Source organism: Glycocaulis sp. (assembly GCF_052168375.1).
Taxonomy (GTDB): Bacteria; Pseudomonadota; Alphaproteobacteria; order Caulobacterales; family Maricaulaceae; genus Glycocaulis.
The window spans coordinates 1-16561 of record NZ_JBQLZR010000056.1; the positions used below are offsets into that span (position 1 = coordinate 1).

Genomic DNA, 16561 nt, shown 5'->3' on the forward strand with positions numbered 1-16561 from the left:
TCGCCGATACGACTGGCGAGCTGGCTCATCCGGTTTTCCACCGCATCAATGGCGGTGAGCAGGCGCTGCTCGGCAACGGCCAGGGGGTCGGCTTCGGAGGCTTCGGCAGACGGGGGTGTGGTCATGACAGACAAAATCCGCTCTTGCGCGCAAAAGTTCAAGTGCTGGTTGAGGCAAGGCCTTACCCGGCTGCACCGGCTTCCCAACGGTGACGGTGTTCACTAAACAGGCAGGACCGGCGGTTGGGCCGGAGTTTGAAGGGTTTACTGCATTGGTGCCGGAACGCGACCAGCTGGCGCAGGCCTTTGCCGATATCTGCCTGAAGGCCGCCATCCCGGTGATGGAGGTCTATACCGCGCCGTTTCCCGTTCATGCCAAGGCCGATGCCTCGCCCGTCACCGAGGCCGACCTGCGCGCGGAGGCCGTGATACTGGAAGCCCTGCAGGCCTTACTGCCGGGCGTGCCTGTCCTTGCCGAGGAAAGCTATGCAGCGGGCCTGCGGCCGGGCATCGACGGGGATTTCATCCTTGTGGATCCCGTTGACGGGACGCGCGAGTTCATCAATCGCAATGGCGAATTCACGATCAATATCGCCCTGATCTCTGGAGGATTGCCGGTCGCGGGCTGCGTCTATGCTCCCGCACTGGAGCGATTGCATGCGGGCGGCACCACGGCGCAGGCGGCCAGCGCGAAGCCTGGCGAAAGACTCGACAGCCAGAGGTGCGAGCGCGTGCAGGCCCGCCCCCTGCCGGAAGACAGGAACCGCATTGCGGTAGTCAGCCGCTCCCATAGCGACGCGCAGACCCAGGCCTTTCTGGAGGCCAACCCTGTCGGGCACTGTATCGAGGCGGGATCATCGCTGAAGTTCTGCGTGATCGCGGAAGGCCGGGCAGACCTCTATCCGCGCTTTGGCCCGACCATGGAATGGGATATTGCCGCCGGACACGCCGTGCTGGCGGCGGCAGGCGGCAGCGTTCGCAATCCCGATGGCTCGGCCTTCCTCTATGGCAAGACCGATACCGGCTATCGCAACGGCCCCTTCATCGCGCGCGGTGCGGGTTAGGGACCTATCCGGGCGAGGGCAGGATGCGGGCCCGGATCGTGCCGTCGAGCGCGTTTATACGATCAAGAAAATCTGCCGGCAGGGCACCTTCAAGGTCGGCCAGCGCATAGCCGATCTCGGCATCGGTCTGCAGGAATTGCGCGGCCACGTTGGCGCCAGCGCGTTCGGCCGCATCGTTGAGCCGGCGCAGGAAGCCCGGCGCATTCACATGCGGCACCGCCACGCGCGTACAACCGGGCCGCACAGGGCCGGGCTCGACCTGCGGGAAGTTCACCGCATGGCCGGTCGATCCGAGATAGAGATATTTGGCAAGCTTGATGGCGCTGTCCTGACCGATCGCGGCCTGCGCCTCCAGCGTGGACCCGCCGATATGCGGGGTCAGGATGACATTGCGGAAACGCTGGAGCGGCGAGTCGAAGCGGTTGTCCTTCGAGCTGGGCTCGACCGGAAACACATCGACCGCCGCGCCCGCGATATGGCCGTCATCCAGCGCCGAGGCGAGCGCTTCGATGTCCACAAGATCGCCGCGTGCCTGATTGATCAGGAAGCTGCCGGGCTTCATCGCGCGGATCCGCTCCCGGTTCATCATGTTGCGGGTCTGCGTGCTGGACGGCACGTGCAAGGTGACGACATCACACTCGGCCAGCAGCGCTTCAAGGCTCTCCATGGGCCGGGCATTGCCGTGGGCGAGCTTCGGCTCGATGTCGTAGAAATAGACATGCATGCCGAGCGCGGAGGCCAGCACCGAAAGCTGGGTGCCGATATTACCGTAGCCGACAATGCCGAGCTTCTTTTTGCGCACCTCGTTGCAGCCGTCTGCGCTTTTCAGCCAGCCGCCTTCATGGATGGCAAACATCTTCTCCGGCACACGGCGCATCAGCATGATGATCGAAGCCAGCGTCAGCTCTGCCACCGACCGGGTATTGGCAAACGGGGCGTTGAACACGGGCACGCCGCGCCGTGCCGCCTCGGCCAGATCCACCTGGTTCGTACCGATGCAGAAGCACCCCACCGCCAGAAGGTCCGGCGCCGCGTCGAGGATTGCCGCATCGATATGGGTTCGCGAGCGGATGCCGAGCACAGACTGGCCTTTCAGCGCAGCTTTGAGTGCTTGTGGATCAGGCGAGCCGGAGGCGCGCGTGATTTCCACCGGGCCGTAGCCGGTCAGGGCGGCATCGGCATCGGGATGGACGTTCTCGACGAGAAGGGCGCGGAAAGTTTGGGTGCTCACGGGAGGAATCGGCCTTCGCACTGGAGTTGCTGCACTGCGGCACAGAGCATGCGCCTGCAAGGCGCGGCCTTGCAACACCCGGATCGTATTTTCACAGCAAAACGGTGAGGGCGCCTGCGCGGATTACCGCGTCAGACGGTCGGCGGCAGCCTGAAGCCCACCGCTTGCGCGCCCGCCATCACGGGGCTTCCAGCCGCTTCCAGCCGGTCGATGCGCACCAGCGCCAGTGCAGCTTTGCCTTGAGCGGTCAATACGGTCCCGAGCGGTGTTTCGCCACTGATGACGTCCTGACCGGCCACGAGGCCTTCACTTGCTTCCAAGGCGATTGTGCGCTTGCGCACCCCGCCCTTGCGATGCATCCGACTTGCGACCTCCTGCCCGACAAAGCAGCCCTTCTTGTAATTGATCATGTTCAGGAGGTCGTGGTTCACATCGGTGGAAAACACTTCAGCCGGACCGTAATCGAAGGGCATCTCGGTCACGAGCATGGAGAGGCGGGCCGCCTGATACGCCGCCACCGCGTCGGGAATATCCTCCTCGGCAGGGATGATCGCGCGAAGGCCCAGCCCTGAATTGCGTGGATCGGGCGCGCTCGCCAGCGCGACGGATTTCAACGCCGAGACGTGGCTGTCGCTGGCGGCGGCCACAACGAGATCAGGGCGCAAGGCGAGTGCGGCCCTGGCCCGCAAACGGTAAAGCGTGAAGCGTTTGAGCAGCGCTTCTGCCTCGCCTGCCGGAACATCGACAAAAAGCCCGCCTGCACCGTCCGCGAAGAAGACCAGATCGGACAGCACCTTGCCTTGCGGCGTCAACAGGGCGGATGCGACCGCCACGCCTTCGCTCACGCCCTGCGGGCCGTTGGTGACAACGCGCTGGAGAAAGTCCTGCGCATCCTCGCCGCTGATATGGATCACGGCGCGGTGGGAGAGCCGGGTGAGATGGGCGGTATCTGTCATGGCGTCGATATGGCCTCGCATCGTGCGCGCGCAAGTGCGCAACAGGACGGTGATTTGCGCGCTGCGTCATATTCCGCAATCATTACGGGCGAGGTCTAGGGGGGATGCATTCATGTTCAGACTTGGAAGACAGGGCCGCCGTCCGGCGGGCAGCCTGGAGGACGTACTGACGGCCCTGCCCTACCGGCAATCCATGCAGTTTGATCCGGCCCAGCCGAACCCGATCTCGCACCAGCTGGTCAAAAGCGAGCTTCTGGCCGGGGTTGGAACGGACAGTCTCGGCTCTGCCATCGCCATGATGAAGAAGTTCCGCGACTGGGCGACCGTTCGGGCGAGCACCACGCTTTTGCGCAAGGTGGAAGCGGTATGCCCTGACATCCTGTTCGATCTGGAGCAGAAGCTCTCCTTCACCAGCAATCTCGTCGAATACTCGCTGCACTTCATGGACTGGGCGCAGAAAGCGCTTCAGGCGGTCGAAGATGCGCGCGCGGCTGGCGACCAGCAACGCATGGCCGATGCGATAGTAACGCTGATTTCCGGCTTCGCCGCCTTCATCAGCCAGATCGGCAGCTATTACCACGACTTCCAGAGCTATTTCGGCAAGGATACCTACGACCGCTACCGGGAAAACCTCAACACCCTGCCCAATGATGACCGCCGGGCGATCCATGCCTTCTACGCCCACTTCGAAGTGGCAGTGGCCAGCATGGCGCGCATCTACCAGCAGGAAATTCCCGCCATATCCCGCATGGGCGATATTCCGGCGCCCTTCGTTGTCAAATGGGCCGTCGCGCTCACCGGCTCTATCGGCAAGCTCTATTCCAGCGCGCTCGACCTGCTGCAACGCTAGCCGCGGAGCCTTGAACTGGCACAGGCGCACGCTCTGGGCTAAGCAGCGGCCATGACGCGAATCCTCTTCATCACCGCCACCCGTATTGGCGATGCAATCCTGTCCAGCGGTCTGCTGGACCATGTCCTGCGCCAATACGAAAACCCGCGCGTGACGATCGCCTGCGGACCGCTGGCCGCCCCGCTTTTCCGCGCCGTACCCGGCCTCGACCGGGTCATCGTGATGGCGAAGAAAAAGGGCGGTGGCCACTGGTTCGAGCTGTGGCTGCAAACCGTCCCGACGCGCTGGGATGTGGTGATCGACCTTCGCGAGAGTGCGACGAGCTGGTTTCTGCTGGCGGGCAAGCGCCATGTGAAGCGAAACTGGCCCGGACAGGGCGCACCCGTCCACCGGGTCGAGGAAGCTGCCGCCTTCCTGAATGTTGCACCGGCCCCCTCGCCTGTCCTCTGGCTCGATGATCTTGCCCGCGCCCGCGCACGCGCCCTGATGCCTGACGGACCTGTCCTGGCGCTCGCCCCGGCTGCAGCCGCCCGCTTCAAGGAATGGGCGCCGGAGCAGTTTGCAGCCCTTGGCCGCGCGCTGACCGCACCGGGCGGCACGCTGGACGGCGCGCATATCGCACTCTTTGGCGGGCCGGGCGACGAGGCGACGGCGCGCACTGTCATGGCGGGGCTCGACCCGGAGACCACGCACGATTTCACTGGCCAGCTTGATCTGCTCGAGACCGGTGCCTGCCTTGCCGGAGCCGCCCTGTTTGTCGGCAATGATAGCGGGCTGATGCACATGGCAGCGGCTGCAGGCACGCCGACGCTCGGCCTTTTTGGCCCGACCGATGAACGTGTCTATGGTCCCTGGGGGCGGCGCACGGCCTCTGTCCGGGCGGGCGATCAGGTCGACGAGCGCACGCGCGACAAGGTGAAAACCTCGCACACCAGTCTTCTGTCCGATCTTGATCTTGAAACCGTACTGGCAGCGGCAGACACTCTTCTCAAAGCGGAGGCAACGCCATGAGCGAAACGTTCGACACCCTGGTCAAAGGCGGCACGGTGGTCAGCCATGCCGGACGGATCAAGGCCGATATCGGCATTCGCGGCGGCCGGTTTGCCGCCATTGGCGATCTCTCTGCAGCCAGTGCCGGAGAGGTAATTGACGCGAAGGGGCTTCACGTCCTGCCCGGCGTTATCGACACCCAGGTGCACTTCCGCGAACCCGGCCTTGAATGGAAAGAGGATCTGGAGACCGGCAGCCGCGCGGCAGCTATGGGCGGTGTGGTGTGCGTCTTCGAGATGCCCAACACCAACCCGGCGACGACAACGCCGGACCTGATGGCCGACAAGGTGAAGCGCGGCCATCACCGCATGCATACCGACTTTGCCTTCTATGCCGGTGCCACCAAGGAAAACGTCCATCTCTTGCGCGAGATGGAATTGATGGCCGGATGCTGCGGGGTGAAGGTCTTCATGGGCGCCTCGACCGGTGATTTGCTGGTCGATACCGATGAGGGCGTGGCTGCCGTGTTGCAGGTGATCGAGCGCCGTGCCGCCTTCCACTCGGAAGATGAGTTCCGCCTCGCCGACCGGCGCGTGCTGGCTCGCCACGGTGACTGGACGAGCCATGTAGAGGTGCGCGACGACATCGCCGCCATGCAGAGCACGCAGCGTCTCGTGCGCCTAGCCCGCGCCGCTGGCAAGCGCATCCATGTGCTGCACATCTCCACCGCGGACGAGATCGAATATCTCAAAGATCACAAGGATATTGCGAGCGTCGAGGTGACGCCCCAGCACCTGACTCTGGCAGCGCCGGAATGCTATGAGCGCCTTGGCGCCTACGCCCAGATGAACCCGCCCATCCGCAATGCGAAGCATCGTGAAGGCCTGTGGCGCGGGGTGGATCAGGGCATTGCCGACATTCTGGGCTCTGACCACGCGCCGCACACGGTAGAGGAAAAATCCAAGCCCTACCCGGCCTCGCCATCCGGCATGCCGGGCGTGCAGACGCTGGTTCCGCTGATGCTCGATCATGTGGCCAAGGGCCGCCTGACGCTGGAGCGGTTCGTGGACCTGACGAGCCACGGGCCGCAGCGCGTGTTCGGTCTCGCGAACAAAGGCCGCATTGCCGCCGGCTATGATGCGGACCTGACGCTCGTCGACCTGCATGCGGTGCGGGAGATCGAGGAAAGCTGGCTGGCGTCACGCTGCGGCTGGTCACCCTTTACCGGCGAGACCGTCACGGGTTGGCCGATGGCAACAATCGTGCGCGGCCGCGTCGTGATGCGTGATGACGAGCTGGTCGCGCCGTCAACCGGGGAAGCAGCCCGCTTTGTGGAGACGCTAGGCGCGGTTTAGTTCGGCCTGCGTTTTCTCCCCCCGTTCACGGGGGGAGTGGCCCGAAGGGCCGAGGGGGGCAATGCTCTAAACAAACGTCCCCCTCCGTCAGCTGCGTTGACACCTCCCCCGCAGGCGGGGGAGGAAACCTGCAGAAGACCGCGGATCACACCACCTCGATCACCGCATCGACCTCGACGGCTGCACCCAGCGGAAGGACCGGGCAGGCAACGGCCGAGCGGGCGTGACGGCCCGCATCACCGAACACCTCCACCATCAGGTCTGAACAGCCATTGATCACCTTGGGAATGTCGGTGAAAGCCGGATCAGCGGCGACGAACCCTCCAAGGCGCACGACGCGCTTTACCCGGTCAAGGTCACCCTCGCAGGCGGCGGAAAACTGGGCGATGAGGTTGAGACCGCACAGGCGCGCGGCCGCCTGACCTGCGGCCACGTCCATGTCCTTGCCCAGCGTGCCTTTCACCAGACCGTCCGGCCCCATGCAGATCTGCCCGGACACGAACACCTGATTGCCCGAGCGCACGAAAGGCACGTAATTGGCTACCGGCGCGACAGCCTGCGGCAAGGTGATGCCGAGTTCGGCGAGGCGTTGGGCGATTGTGGACATGGGAAGGGCTCCGAGCCGGTGAGTTTTCTAACGTGAGTTTAATGATCTGCCCCTGAGGTTCCAACCTATACTGGGAGCTGACCCGCAAGTCTGTTCAGGGAGTTCGCCCATGATCGCAGCGCTCATCCTTGGGCTCGCCGCTGGCACCACTGAGTGCGCCTTGCTCGGCGACAACTGGCTGGCGCAGGACTTTCACACCTTTGACCAGTCCGAAGAGGGATGGCGCCGGCTAGGCCGGCAGGAATGCTTCACCGAGGCAGCGGACGCGATTGCGCTTTATCGCAGCCGTCATGGCGAGGCGCTGAACGTTGAACAGCGCTCGGGCCTGCTATGGCATGAAGGCCAGATGCGCGCGATTTCCGGCGATTACGAGGACGCCATCAACCTGTTCGAGGCCTCACGGCGCGACGATGATCTCCTGCACCGGCATTACGCCAACGCCACCATCGCCTTCCTGCGCCGGGACAGGGCCGCTCTGCTGGAGGCACGCGCAGCTCTGGCGGCCGTCCCCGAACCGGAACAGTTCGCCGCCGCCTTGGTCCGATTCAGGGAAAACTACCCCGACCACACCCCACCGGAATGGCCGCTGAACCTGAATATCGTCGACCGGTTCATTGCCTGCTTTGAAGAGAGCTACGAAGTGGCCTATGCGGGTTGCGACGCGGCTGAGGGCTGACAATTTTCGGGCAAAAGAAACCCCCGCGCCATGGCGGGGGCTTCAGAACCTTGATCGGTCACACCCGCACTAGAACCGCTCCACAGCCATGACGGTGGCTTCGCCGCCACCAATGCACAGCGAGGCAACGCCGCGCTTCTGGTCGTGTTTTTCGAGCGCCGCAAGAAGCGTGACGAGGATACGCGCGCCGGAGGCCCCGATCGGGTGGCCGAGCGCGCACGCACCGCCATGGACGTTGATGACGTCGTGGGACAGCCCCAGATCCTTCATCGCGATCATCGGCACGCTGGCAAACGCCTCGTTGATCTCGAACAGGTCCACGTCCTTCGTGGTCCAGCCTGCCCGCTCCATCACCTTGCGCATGGCCGGAACCGGCGCGGTCATGAAATAGGCCGGCTCGTGGGCATGAGCAGCCGTCGCGACGATTTTCGCAATCGGTTTCAGGCCCCGGCGTTCGGCTTCGGACAGGCGCATCATCACCAGCGCTGCCGCACCATCAGAGATGGCAGAGGCGTTGGCTGCCGTTACGGTGCCGTCCTTGGTGAAGGCCGCGCGCAGTTCCGGGATTTTCTCCGGCCGTGCCTTGCCGGGCAGTTCGTCGTGCTCGACCGTCACATCGCCCTTGCGGGTGGAGATGGTGACAGGCGCAATCTCGCGCTTGAACACGCCATCCTTGGTGGAGGCTTGCGCCCGCTTCAGCGTCTCGATGGCGTAGGCGTCCTGGTCCTCGCGGGTGAACTGGTATTCCTGGGCAACCATGTCGGCATAGACGCCCATGGCCTTGTGCTCATACGCGTCTTCCAGCCCGTCGAGGGCCATATGGTCCTTCAGGCTGTCATGGCCGTACTTGAAGCCGCCACGATGGGTCGGCAGGAGGTGAGGCGCGTTGGTCATGGACTCCATGCCGCCCGCGACGATCACGTCGGCTTCGCCCGACAGGATCATGGCGCGGCCATAGATCGCTGCCTGCATGCCCGAACCGCACACCTTGTTCAGCGTGGTAGCCTGAGCCGATTTGGGCAGGCCGGCCTTGATGGCGGCCTGACGGGCCGGGGCCTGGCCCTGACCGGCGCTGAGCACATTGCCCATGAAGACCATGTTGACGTCATCGCCCGCCACGCCGGCTTCGGCGAGGGCTGCCCGAATCGCAATGGAGCCAAGCTCCGGGGCAGCAACTGGTGCCAGATCGCCGAGCAGTCCGCCCATGGGCGTGCGTGCCATGCCCACAATGACGATGGGATCGTCTGCGTTCATGAGTGTCTCTCCTGTGTCAGGATGAAAAGGGTATGTGTTTTGAAAACTGGCGCGCATGTGAAGGCCCCGCGCCGCGCTGCGTCAAGGCTTTTCGCAGGTGCAATGTCAGGCGCGGTCCAGCGCGACAGCGTCCGCAAGGATGGCCGCAAGCCCGTCATCAAGGTCATCGCCGTCATAAATCTTCACATGGCGCAAGGCCTTGCCCGAGCCCTCCATGCGGATATGACCGGCCAGTTCCGCGCCCCGGAAGAACTGCAGATTCACGTGAGCCTTGTGAGGCACGATGGAGCAGATCCGGTCTGATCCGGAATAGCAGGGATAGCCCCACGCCAGCCCCTCAGCGAGGCGGGGCGCACGCGCCCTGATCCACTCGCGGACCAGCCGGGCAAGCGGGGCAATCGCCTTTTCCCGGTCCAGCCGCTCGAAATACGCATCCACGCTCATGCGGCACATTCCTGCGGGCGGGTGGTGCGAATCCACCCTCCACCAAGCACACGAGCGTCTTCGTCCACACTATAGAACACGCACGCCTGTCCGGGCGCGACACCTTCCTCGCCAGCGGCAAGCGTCACGGTAACGGCGCCATCCGCAGCGACATGCAAAGTGGCAGGGCTCGGCGGGCGTGTGGAGCGCACCTTCACGGCGATCTCCAGCCCGTCCGCATCGCCAAGCGGGCCATCGCCTATCCAGTTCACGTCCGCAAGCTGGACGGTGCGCACGGCCAGTGCTTCGCGCGGGCCGACGATGACCTGTGCGTTGGCCGCATCGAGACGGATCACATAGAGCGGCTCGCCCGTTGCCACACCCAGCCCCCTGCGCTGCCCCACCGTGTAGTGGATCACGCCATCATGCGTGCCCAGAACGCGCCCATCGGCGTGGACGATCTCGCCGGCCCGGGCCGCGTCAGGGCGCAGGCGTTTGACCACGCTGGCATAATCGCCATCGGGCACGAAGCAGATGTCCTGGCTATCAGGCTTGGCCGCCACGATAAGGCCCAGCGCAAGCGCAAGCTCGCGCGTCTGGTCCTTCGTCAGATGCCCCAGCGGAAAGCGCAAATAGCCCAGTTGCTCGCGCGTCGTCGCGAAGAGGAAATAGGACTGGTCCTTGCCGTGATCTTCCGCGCGCAAGAGCACCGGTCCGTCTGCCCGGTCCTCGCGCCTGATGTAATGACCGGTGACCAGCGCGGCTGCGCCCAGCTGCTGCGCGGTGCTGAGCAGGTCAGCAAACTTGACCGACTGGTTGCAGCGCACGCACGGGATCGGAGTGGAGCCCGCCAGATAGGTGTCGGCGAAATCTTCCATCACCGCCTGCTTGAAGCGGGTTTCATAGTCCAGCACGTAGTGGGCAAAGCCGCAGGTTTCGGCCACGCGGCGGGCATCGTGGATGTCCTGCCCGGCGCAGCACGCGCCCTTGCGGTGGATCGCGGCGCCATGATCGTAGAGCTGCAAGGTCATGCCGACGACCTGATAGCCCGCGCGGTGCAGGATTGCCGCAACAACGGACGAATCCACCCCGCCTGACATCGCGGCGACAACTCGGTGATCTTCAGGCTTGCCGCCAAGGCCAAGGAACTCGCCAGTCAGGCCGAACTCGGCCATCAGCGCGTCAACACGCGCACCATCGGCTTGCGGACTGGAGGATCGGGTATCGCGCGGCCCGGCAGGGCGCGCATCGAGAAGATTGGTCACTGGCTTTCCTTTCCCGCCGGTTCAAGGCCGGTGGCAATGGGTTTCGGGCAGTGCCTATAGCGCAGAGCCGGGACAAAATGAAGGCAGCAGCGCGTCAGCGCCGTTATCCCGGTGTTTACGAAGTTTACCGGTTTTGATGGCGGCGGGCGGGGAAAACGCGCATCGTCTCTTCATGAACGCTGCCTTCGCTTCCGGTGTTTCGGGCTTTGCCTCTGTCACGGCTCTGATGAACCGCGCGGCAGACCGGGTGAGCGGCGTTCGTGACCTGACCATCCCCGACCGCCCCTCCCGCGCGGTCACCACTCCTGGCGCGCCTGCCGGCCCCTCCCCCCGGGACCCCGCAACCGGCGGGCGCGCTACTCCTTCTCCGGACTACATAGGTGCTGCCGTGGACATGATCCGGGCAGAGCATCAGGCGGCTGCGTCAGCCGCCATCATACGCGCCGCTGATGACATGGTCGGCGCCCTTCTCGACGTGAAAGCCTGAAAGACCGGTCAGGCCGGGCGGCGCGAGCGGAAGGCCGCTGCCAGCGTGCCGTCATCGAGATAATCAAGCTCCCCGCCCACAGGAACGCCGCGCGCAAGGGATGTGATGGTCACGCCCGTGGAGGCGAGCCTGTCGGCAATGACATGGGCTGTCGTCTGTCCGTCCACAGTGGCATTGAGGGCGAGGATCACCTCGCTGACACGCCCCGAACCCGCACGCTCGACCAGGCTTGCAAGGTTGAGATCATCCGGGCCGACACCATCGAGCGCCGACAAGACCCCGCCCAGCACATGATACTTGCCGGCAAACGCCCCGGCCCGTTCCAGCGCCCACAAATCACCGACGGTCTCGACGACGCAGATGACGCTGTCTCCGCGATTGGGGTCGCGGCAGACAGTGCAAGGGTCGCTGACATCCAGATTGCCGCATGTTCCGCACGGGCGGATCTTGTTTGCAGCTTCGGCCATGGCCTCGGCGAGCGGCTCCATCAGGGCCTCGCGCTTTTTCATAAGGTGCAGGGCAGCGCGCCGCGCCGAGCGCGGTCCCAGCCCCGGCAGCTTGGCCAGCAGCTGGATCAGGCGTTCAATTTCCGGGCCTGCCGTGCCGGCCATCTCAATCCTCCCCGCGCGCGAATCACTCGCGCCTTCAGGCGATCAGCCTAGCGGCGGAGAGAGGAGCAGGCAGCCCTCGAGGCAGGTAGATGTCAGGGCTTCATGCCGAAGGGCATGTCAAAGCCCGGCGGCAGGCCAAGACCGCCAGCGGCCTCTCGCAGCACTTTGGCTTGCGCCTCGTCCGACTTGCGCCGCGCATCGGACAGGGCCGCAAGGATCAGATCCTCGAGGATTTCCGGTTCGGACGGATCAATGAGCGAGGGATCGATCGAGACCTTGCGCGGTTCACCCTTGGCAGTCGTGGTGATGCGGATAAGCCCGGCCCCGGACTCGCCCGTCACCTCGACAGAATCGAGGCGCGCCTGAGCCTCGCCCATCTTCTTCTGCATTTCCTGGGCCTGCTTCATCAGCCCGGCGAGGTCTTTCATGGCTTGCGTTCCTGACGCTGTGTCTCTGCACCGCTCATCTGGGTGGGCTGCGGCGCAGGCTCAAGCGGCGTGACTGATTCCAGCTCTGCGCCGGGAAACAGCGTCATGGCCCGCACGACGGCCGGGTCACGCAGCGCCCTTTCACGCAAGGCATCGGCCTCGCGGCGGCGGCGTTCGCGCACCGTCTCTGCGCCCGGCGCACGGCCCTGACTGTCGACCAGCCAGCGCGCGCCCGTCTGTGTGTGGAGGAAACCGGCCAGCCGGCTCGGCAAGTCCTCCGGGGCGCCCTTGGCGGCCTCATAGACAAGTTTTCCCTGACCGATCGAGGCGAGGCGCACAAATCGCTCCACCTGATCGTGGAGCATTACCTCACGCTCGCGGTCGAGCAGTGCCAGAAGCTCTTCAAGGCTGGAGGGTCCGTCAGCCGAAGGCACGGCATTGTCGGCCTGCGGCCCTGCATCTGCCGCCGGTCCCTCTGCGGCATCCGATGAGCCTTGCGGGGCGGAGGGAAGCGGCGCGCCGGATTCCAGCGCTGCAATAAGACGGGCGGCTTCTTCAGGCCCCGGCAGGCTGGCAGCCGCCATTAGCCGGATCACGCTCATCTCCACCGCTGCCATGGGATCAGGCGCCGAGCGCACATCCTCAAGGCCGGAGAGTGCCGTCTTCCAGAGCCGCGTCAGGCTGGCGAGGGAATGCGCCCCGGCAAGCTCGCGCAGGCGCGCTGCCGTCTCGGGCGCTTCTGCAAGGTCGGCGCTGCCATTAGTGGCCTTCACCCGGTTCATCGCATGGAGATAATCGAGGAGGTCGCGCATCAGCACTTGCGGGTCGGCGCCGGCGGCATACTGGCTTTCCAGCTCGCTCAACGCCGCCTCGCCCTTGCCTGTCAGTGCAGCGTCGAGAAGATCCAGCACGCGAGAGCGGTCCACAAGACCGAGCATTTCACGCACCTGCGAGGCGGGAACGGGGCCGCTCTCGCTGCCTTGCACGATCGCCTGGTCAAGAAGCGAGAGCGCATCGCGCACCGAGCCTTCGGCAGCGCGTGCAATGGCATCCAGTCCGGCATCCTCCACCTGCGCACCTTCGCGTTCGCAGATGCGCGCCAGATGGGCGCTGAGCATGTCGCGGGGCACGCGGCGCAGGTCAAAGCGCTGGCAGCGGCTGAGCACGGTGACGGGTACTTTGCGGATTTCGGTCGTGGCGAAGATGAACTTCACATGCGGAGGCGGTTCCTCCAGCGTCTTCAGCAACGCGTTGAACGCATTGTTGGAGAGCATGTGCACTTCGTCGATGATGTAGACCTTGTAGCGGGCCGAGACCGGCGCATAGCGCACCCCGTCGAGAATCTCACGGATATCACCGACACCGGTTCGCGACGCGGCGTCCATCTCCAGAACATCGACATGGGCCGAACGGGCAATCGCGTCGCAATGACGCCCCGGAGGATCAATCTCCACCGTGGGGCCGGTGCGCTCGTCGGATTCGTAATTGAGAGCCCGCGCAATAAGGCGCGCCGTCGTCGTCTTGCCCACCCCGCGCACCCCGGTCAGCATGTAGGCCTGCGCGATGCGCCCTGACTGGAAGGCATGGGCGAGCGTGCGCACCATGGGCTCCTGGCCGATCAGGTCGGCAAAGCGCTGCGGACGGTATTTGCGGGCCAGAACCTGATACCCGCCAGAGGCAGGCGCAGCCTCGAACCCCGGCAGGGCCAGACCCGGATCGCCCGCATCGGGCAACAGGCTGTCTTCAGGTGTATCGGCAATGTCCATGGACGCGGCAGGCCCCTTCTTGCGACGTCTGGGCCAAGGGCGGCCCGCAGGCGCGGGACGGACACTCCGGGCACATCTATGGAAGGCGGCGGAAGACCGGACGGCGACCCGAACCGAAACTCGTTACGGCTGCTTCCTTCCGGACCTGACCGGGTTGGCGAGGGGCTCGTCCGCCGCCGGCCTTCCTGATCCCTAGTATCGGTATCGCGGGGCGATTTCGCAAGCGCGGTGTCAGTTGTCTGCAGCGTCGCGAAGAAACGCGGCGTGCTGGTGCAGAAGGCCGATCAGACGTTCATCGCCATTGGCCGCGACGAGCTGGTCCAGCCAGTCCTCGACAATGGCCGATTGTGTCGTGAGCCAGGCGCGAACGCGCGGCTCCACCGCGTCGGTTGCCGGGGCATTGCGCCCGCTTGCGCTCAGCTGCGGACGGTCAATGCGGATGATTTCGCAAACAGCCTGTCCCATGACGGCGACTCTCCTGATGGCACACTCCATTCTTGCGAGTAATTCTCATTCGCGTCAACAGGCAGACATGAAAAGACCCCTGCAGCGATTGCCGCAGGGGTCTGGTCACGCCTGACCGCTTGGCCGGAAGGCTATTGCCAGCTTCTAGAAGCGGCGGACGAAGGACACGCCGAGCGCGTCCGCATCGCCCTTGCCGTTCACGAAGTCATAGCGGGTGTAGTCGACGCGGATCGAGTGCGGACCAGAGAAGGCCCACTCGGCGCCAGCACCAAAAGCCCAGCCGTCAACGTCGCTGGCCAGAGCCGGACGCGACACCGGAGCGCTGGTATCGAAGAAGGCATAACCGCCGCGCGCGAAGACGCTGAACTGCTCGCCGATCGGCAGGCGGGCAACACCGTACACACCGGCGCCGTAGTTGATTTCCGACGTCACGCGCGCCGTACCCACAATGTTGGTCTCGTCGCCCATGCCGGCGAGGAATTCGCCTTCAACGGCAAACATCGGGGTGATGTCGTAGCTGCCGCGCAGGGACAGCGTGTCATAGGTGAGGCCGTCGGTATCGATTGCCTGATAGCCTGCACCGAGGCGGAACGGGCCTTCCTGGGCGGAAGCGGCACCGGCGAGGACTGCGATTGCGCTGGCGGCAACAAGGAGAGATTTCATCTGATTCGACCTTTCGTCTTTTTGGGACCCCCCGGGCCCGTGCGGCGAGAGATGAGGCGCCCCTCCCCCTGCCTGCAAGAGGCCTCCAGCCGTTAATGATGCAGTGCAATACATCCCTGTTACATTCCGGACACGGACTAAGGCAAAGCCAAGGCAATTATGGCACAAACGCCTAATTCCTTTACGGTTATCCATGTTGCAGAAAGGCTGCGGCAATGTTCGCAGACGCAACAACACCGGGTCTTGCAACCGGGGCCGCATCAGGGCGCAATGGCATGAACCGAATGGATCGATCTGACATGCACCTGACCTTCACCCGCTCACCGCTGGATCATGCGGGCCTTGCCCGCTCGAACCCGGAGTTTATCGACAGCGCGTTGCGCGACCCTGCGGCGGGCTGTGTGCTCTTCAGTGGCGGAGATGTCGTCATGTCGGCAGAAGGCGACCCGCTGGTTCTGCATCCCTCGCAGGCGCAAGCGATGGGCCTTCGCCCGCCCGGACTGATCTTCCTCGGTGTGGAGGGGCACAGGCCATGGTTCGCCGGAGCTGCAGAAACAGCTCAGGCGGGTCCGCCACTGGACTTCCGGCGAGCGACTATGATGGCCGAGCCGGACATGGCAGCGATTCTGGGCCGGGCGCGGGCGATTCTCGCCTGGCATGGCAGGCGGACCTATTGCTCCAATTGCGGCACGCCCAATGCACCGCGCGATGGCGGCACGAAACTCGTCTGCCCCTCCTGCGGCACCGAACACTTCCCCCGCACCGACCCGTCCGTGATCATGCTGCCCTATAGCGGTGATCGCTGCGTAATGGGGCGCCAGCCGGCCTGGCCGCCCGGCGTGTTTGCAACGCTCGCCGGCTTCATGGAGCCCGGCGAAACGATAGAAGAGGCCTGCGCGCGCGAGGTCATGGAAGAGACCGGGCTGAAGGTCATCTCCGCCCGCTATATCGCCAGCCAGCCCTGGCCGTTTCCATCGACGCTGATGATCGGGCTTCTGGCCGAGATCGAACCCGGCGATCCGGTAGCAGCCGACGATATCGAGGAAGCGCGATGGTTCACGCGCGATGAGGTGCGCGAGCTTTACGAAGGCCCGCTCATGCGCTGGGGGCCGCCACACTATTCGATATCCCGGCGCCTGATCGAAACCTGGCTTCAGGGATGAAAGGGATTCGCCAGCCACACCGCCGACACGGCGCGACGACCTGCCCCATGGGCAGGCAGATGAGACGGTGCTAGGCGGATGAAACTTTGTGGCCTGCTATTTGAAGGCCATTCAATCGCGCCAAGCTGTTGCACAGGGCGGCATAGCGTGCCAAACACCGGCACAATTACAGTCATATCAGGGCGAGAGGACGTCGATGGGCGATCTGTTCTGGAACAAGATAGCGGGTGCGGTTCTGGCCATCCTGCTTTTGGTCATGGGTCTGCGCGAGATCAGCGCCATCACGTTTGACGTGCAAGGCCCCGAAA

The 16561-nt window shown here is 64.6% G+C and carries 18 protein-coding genes and 1 other RNA gene; 7 read left to right on the forward strand and 12 right to left on the reverse strand.

The window, feature by feature from the left end; translation table 11 throughout:
• The first annotated feature begins 208 nt into the window (after positions 1-208).
• The gene (cysQ, locus tag ACTS2Z_RS02260) at positions 209-1063 is read left to right on the forward strand and encodes a 3'(2'),5'-bisphosphate nucleotidase CysQ (protein WP_442571613.1); all 855 of its coding nucleotides are present in this window, start codon (positions 209-211) and stop codon (positions 1061-1063) included.
• A gap of 4 nt (positions 1064-1067) precedes the next feature.
• On the opposite strand, the gene serA is transcribed toward cysQ, so the two are convergent.
• Positions 1068-2294, reverse strand: a complete 1227-nt coding sequence (gene serA, locus ACTS2Z_RS02265; protein WP_442571614.1) for a phosphoglycerate dehydrogenase — start codon at positions 2292-2294, stop codon at positions 1068-1070.
• A gap of 131 nt (positions 2295-2425) precedes the next feature.
• Positions 2426-3250 (reverse strand): CAF17-like 4Fe-4S cluster assembly/insertion protein YgfZ, encoded by an 825-nt coding sequence (ygfZ, locus tag ACTS2Z_RS02270; protein ID WP_442571615.1) that lies wholly within the window; start codon positions 3248-3250, stop codon positions 2426-2428.
• 112 nt (positions 3251-3362) lie between these two features.
• On the opposite strand from ygfZ, the gene ACTS2Z_RS02275 reads away from it, so the two are divergent.
• Genes ACTS2Z_RS02275 through ACTS2Z_RS02285 form a run of 3 tightly spaced genes read left to right on the forward strand, consistent with a single transcriptional unit; the run spans position 3363 to position 6445 of the window.
• Positions 3363-4100, forward strand: coding sequence for a hypothetical protein (locus tag ACTS2Z_RS02275; RefSeq protein ID WP_442571616.1), 738 nt, complete (start codon positions 3363-3365; stop codon positions 4098-4100).
• Positions 4101-4151: 51 nt separating this feature from the next.
• The gene (locus ACTS2Z_RS02280) at positions 4152-5111 is read left to right on the forward strand and encodes a glycosyltransferase family 9 protein (protein ID WP_442571617.1); all 960 of its coding nucleotides are present in this window, start codon (positions 4152-4154) and stop codon (positions 5109-5111) included.
• Positions 5108-6445: a dihydroorotase gene (locus tag ACTS2Z_RS02285; RefSeq protein ID WP_442571618.1), complete on the forward strand. Its 1338-nt coding sequence runs from the start codon at positions 5108-5110 to the stop codon at positions 6443-6445. The genes ACTS2Z_RS02280 and ACTS2Z_RS02285 overlap by 4 nt, the downstream gene beginning before the upstream one ends.
• 145 nt (positions 6446-6590) lie before the next feature.
• Here ACTS2Z_RS02285 and ACTS2Z_RS02290 read toward each other — a convergent pair whose 3' ends face one another.
• Entirely contained in the window at positions 6591-7052 is a 462-nt protein-coding gene (locus tag ACTS2Z_RS02290; protein ID WP_442571619.1) for a RidA family protein, read from the reverse strand.
• Between the two features lie 109 nt (positions 7053-7161).
• Between ACTS2Z_RS02290 and ACTS2Z_RS02295 the strand changes: the two genes are divergently transcribed.
• A complete protein-coding gene (locus tag ACTS2Z_RS02295; RefSeq protein ID WP_442571620.1) occupies positions 7162-7728 on the forward strand; it encodes a hypothetical protein in 567 nt (188 codons plus the stop codon).
• Positions 7729-7797: 69 nt separating this feature from the next.
• Here ACTS2Z_RS02295 and ACTS2Z_RS02300 read toward each other — a convergent pair whose 3' ends face one another.
• The 3 genes from ACTS2Z_RS02300 to mnmA form a co-directional block, all read right to left on the reverse strand.
• A complete protein-coding gene (locus tag ACTS2Z_RS02300) occupies positions 7798-8982 on the reverse strand; it encodes a thiolase family protein (protein ID WP_442571621.1) in 1185 nt (394 codons plus the stop codon).
• A gap of 105 nt (positions 8983-9087) precedes the next feature.
• Positions 9088-9426 (reverse strand): DUF1801 domain-containing protein, encoded by a 339-nt coding sequence (locus ACTS2Z_RS02305; RefSeq protein WP_442571622.1) that lies wholly within the window; start codon positions 9424-9426, stop codon positions 9088-9090.
• Entirely contained in the window at positions 9423-10580 is a 1158-nt protein-coding gene (mnmA, locus tag ACTS2Z_RS02310; RefSeq protein WP_442571630.1) for a tRNA 2-thiouridine(34) synthase MnmA, read from the reverse strand. Before mnmA ends, ACTS2Z_RS02305 begins: the two co-directional genes overlap by 4 nt.
• 262 nt (positions 10581-10842) lie before the next feature.
• Here mnmA and ACTS2Z_RS02315 point away from each other — a divergent pair, with 262 nt between their 5' ends.
• Entirely contained in the window at positions 10843-11157 is a 315-nt protein-coding gene (locus ACTS2Z_RS02315; RefSeq protein WP_442571623.1) for a hypothetical protein, read from the forward strand.
• 8 nt (positions 11158-11165) lie between these two features.
• Here the strand turns inward: ACTS2Z_RS02315 and recR are convergent, their stop codons facing one another.
• The 6 genes from recR to ACTS2Z_RS02345 form a co-directional block, all read right to left on the reverse strand.
• A complete protein-coding gene (gene recR, locus ACTS2Z_RS02320) occupies positions 11166-11768 on the reverse strand; it encodes a recombination mediator RecR (RefSeq protein ID WP_442571624.1) in 603 nt (200 codons plus the stop codon).
• Between the two features lie 92 nt (positions 11769-11860).
• Positions 11861-12196, reverse strand: coding sequence for a YbaB/EbfC family nucleoid-associated protein (locus ACTS2Z_RS02325; RefSeq protein ID WP_442571625.1), 336 nt, complete (start codon positions 12194-12196; stop codon positions 11861-11863).
• The gene (locus ACTS2Z_RS02330; RefSeq protein WP_442571626.1) at positions 12193-13962 is read right to left on the reverse strand and encodes a DNA polymerase III subunit gamma/tau; all 1770 of its coding nucleotides are present in this window, start codon (positions 13960-13962) and stop codon (positions 12193-12195) included. Before ACTS2Z_RS02330 ends, ACTS2Z_RS02325 begins: the two co-directional genes overlap by 4 nt.
• A gap of 88 nt (positions 13963-14050) precedes the next feature.
• Positions 14051-14147, reverse strand: an RNA gene (ffs, locus tag ACTS2Z_RS02335) — signal recognition particle sRNA small type.
• 46 nt (positions 14148-14193) lie between these two features.
• Positions 14194-14427, reverse strand: a complete 234-nt coding sequence (locus ACTS2Z_RS02340) for a hypothetical protein (protein ID WP_442571627.1) — start codon at positions 14425-14427, stop codon at positions 14194-14196.
• A gap of 144 nt (positions 14428-14571) precedes the next feature.
• Complete coding sequence (locus tag ACTS2Z_RS02345; RefSeq protein ID WP_442571628.1) at positions 14572-15090, reverse strand: porin family protein; 519 nt, start codon at positions 15088-15090, stop codon at positions 14572-14574.
• A 275-nt stretch (positions 15091-15365) separates the two neighbouring features.
• Between ACTS2Z_RS02345 and nudC the strand changes: the two genes are divergently transcribed.
• A complete protein-coding gene (nudC, locus tag ACTS2Z_RS02350; protein ID WP_442571629.1) occupies positions 15366-16253 on the forward strand; it encodes an NAD(+) diphosphatase in 888 nt (295 codons plus the stop codon).
• The last annotated feature ends 308 nt before the right edge of the window (positions 16254-16561 follow it).

Bases quoted from the DNA above. Each gene is read 5' to 3' on its own strand.
- ygfZ (WP_442571615.1), bottom strand. From the start codon at position 3,250: ATGACAGATACCGCCCATCTCACCCGGCTCTCCCACCGCGCCGTGATC.
- ACTS2Z_RS02295 (WP_442571620.1), top strand. From the start codon at position 7,162: ATGATCGCAGCGCTCATCCTTGGGCTCGCCGCTGGCACCACTGAGTGC.
- ACTS2Z_RS02285 (WP_442571618.1), top strand. From the start codon at position 5,108: ATGAGCGAAACGTTCGACACCCTGGTCAAAGGCGGCACGGTGGTCAGC.
- ACTS2Z_RS02300 (WP_442571621.1), bottom strand. From the start codon at position 8,982: ATGAACGCAGACGATCCCATCGTCATTGTGGGCATGGCACGCACGCCC.
- ACTS2Z_RS02315 (WP_442571623.1), top strand. From the start codon at position 10,843: ATGAACGCTGCCTTCGCTTCCGGTGTTTCGGGCTTTGCCTCTGTCACG.
- nudC (WP_442571629.1), top strand. From the start codon at position 15,366: ATGAACCGAATGGATCGATCTGACATGCACCTGACCTTCACCCGCTCA.
- ACTS2Z_RS02275 (WP_442571616.1), top strand. From the start codon at position 3,363: ATGTTCAGACTTGGAAGACAGGGCCGCCGTCCGGCGGGCAGCCTGGAG.
- ACTS2Z_RS02340 (WP_442571627.1), bottom strand. From the start codon at position 14,427: ATGGGACAGGCTGTTTGCGAAATCATCCGCATTGACCGTCCGCAGCTG.
- ACTS2Z_RS02280 (WP_442571617.1), top strand. From the start codon at position 4,152: ATGACGCGAATCCTCTTCATCACCGCCACCCGTATTGGCGATGCAATC.
- ACTS2Z_RS02290 (WP_442571619.1), bottom strand. From the start codon at position 7,052: ATGTCCACAATCGCCCAACGCCTCGCCGAACTCGGCATCACCTTGCCG.
- recR (WP_442571624.1), bottom strand. From the start codon at position 11,768: ATGGCCGGCACGGCAGGCCCGGAAATTGAACGCCTGATCCAGCTGCTG.
- ACTS2Z_RS02325 (WP_442571625.1), bottom strand. From the start codon at position 12,196: ATGAAAGACCTCGCCGGGCTGATGAAGCAGGCCCAGGAAATGCAGAAG.
- mnmA (WP_442571630.1), bottom strand. From the start codon at position 10,580: ATGGCCGAGTTCGGCCTGACTGGCGAGTTCCTTGGCCTTGGCGGCAAG.
- ACTS2Z_RS02330 (WP_442571626.1), bottom strand. From the start codon at position 13,962: ATGGACATTGCCGATACACCTGAAGACAGCCTGTTGCCCGATGCGGGC.
- ACTS2Z_RS02305 (WP_442571622.1), bottom strand. From the start codon at position 9,426: ATGAGCGTGGATGCGTATTTCGAGCGGCTGGACCGGGAAAAGGCGATT.
- ACTS2Z_RS02345 (WP_442571628.1), bottom strand. From the start codon at position 15,090: ATGAAATCTCTCCTTGTTGCCGCCAGCGCAATCGCAGTCCTCGCCGGT.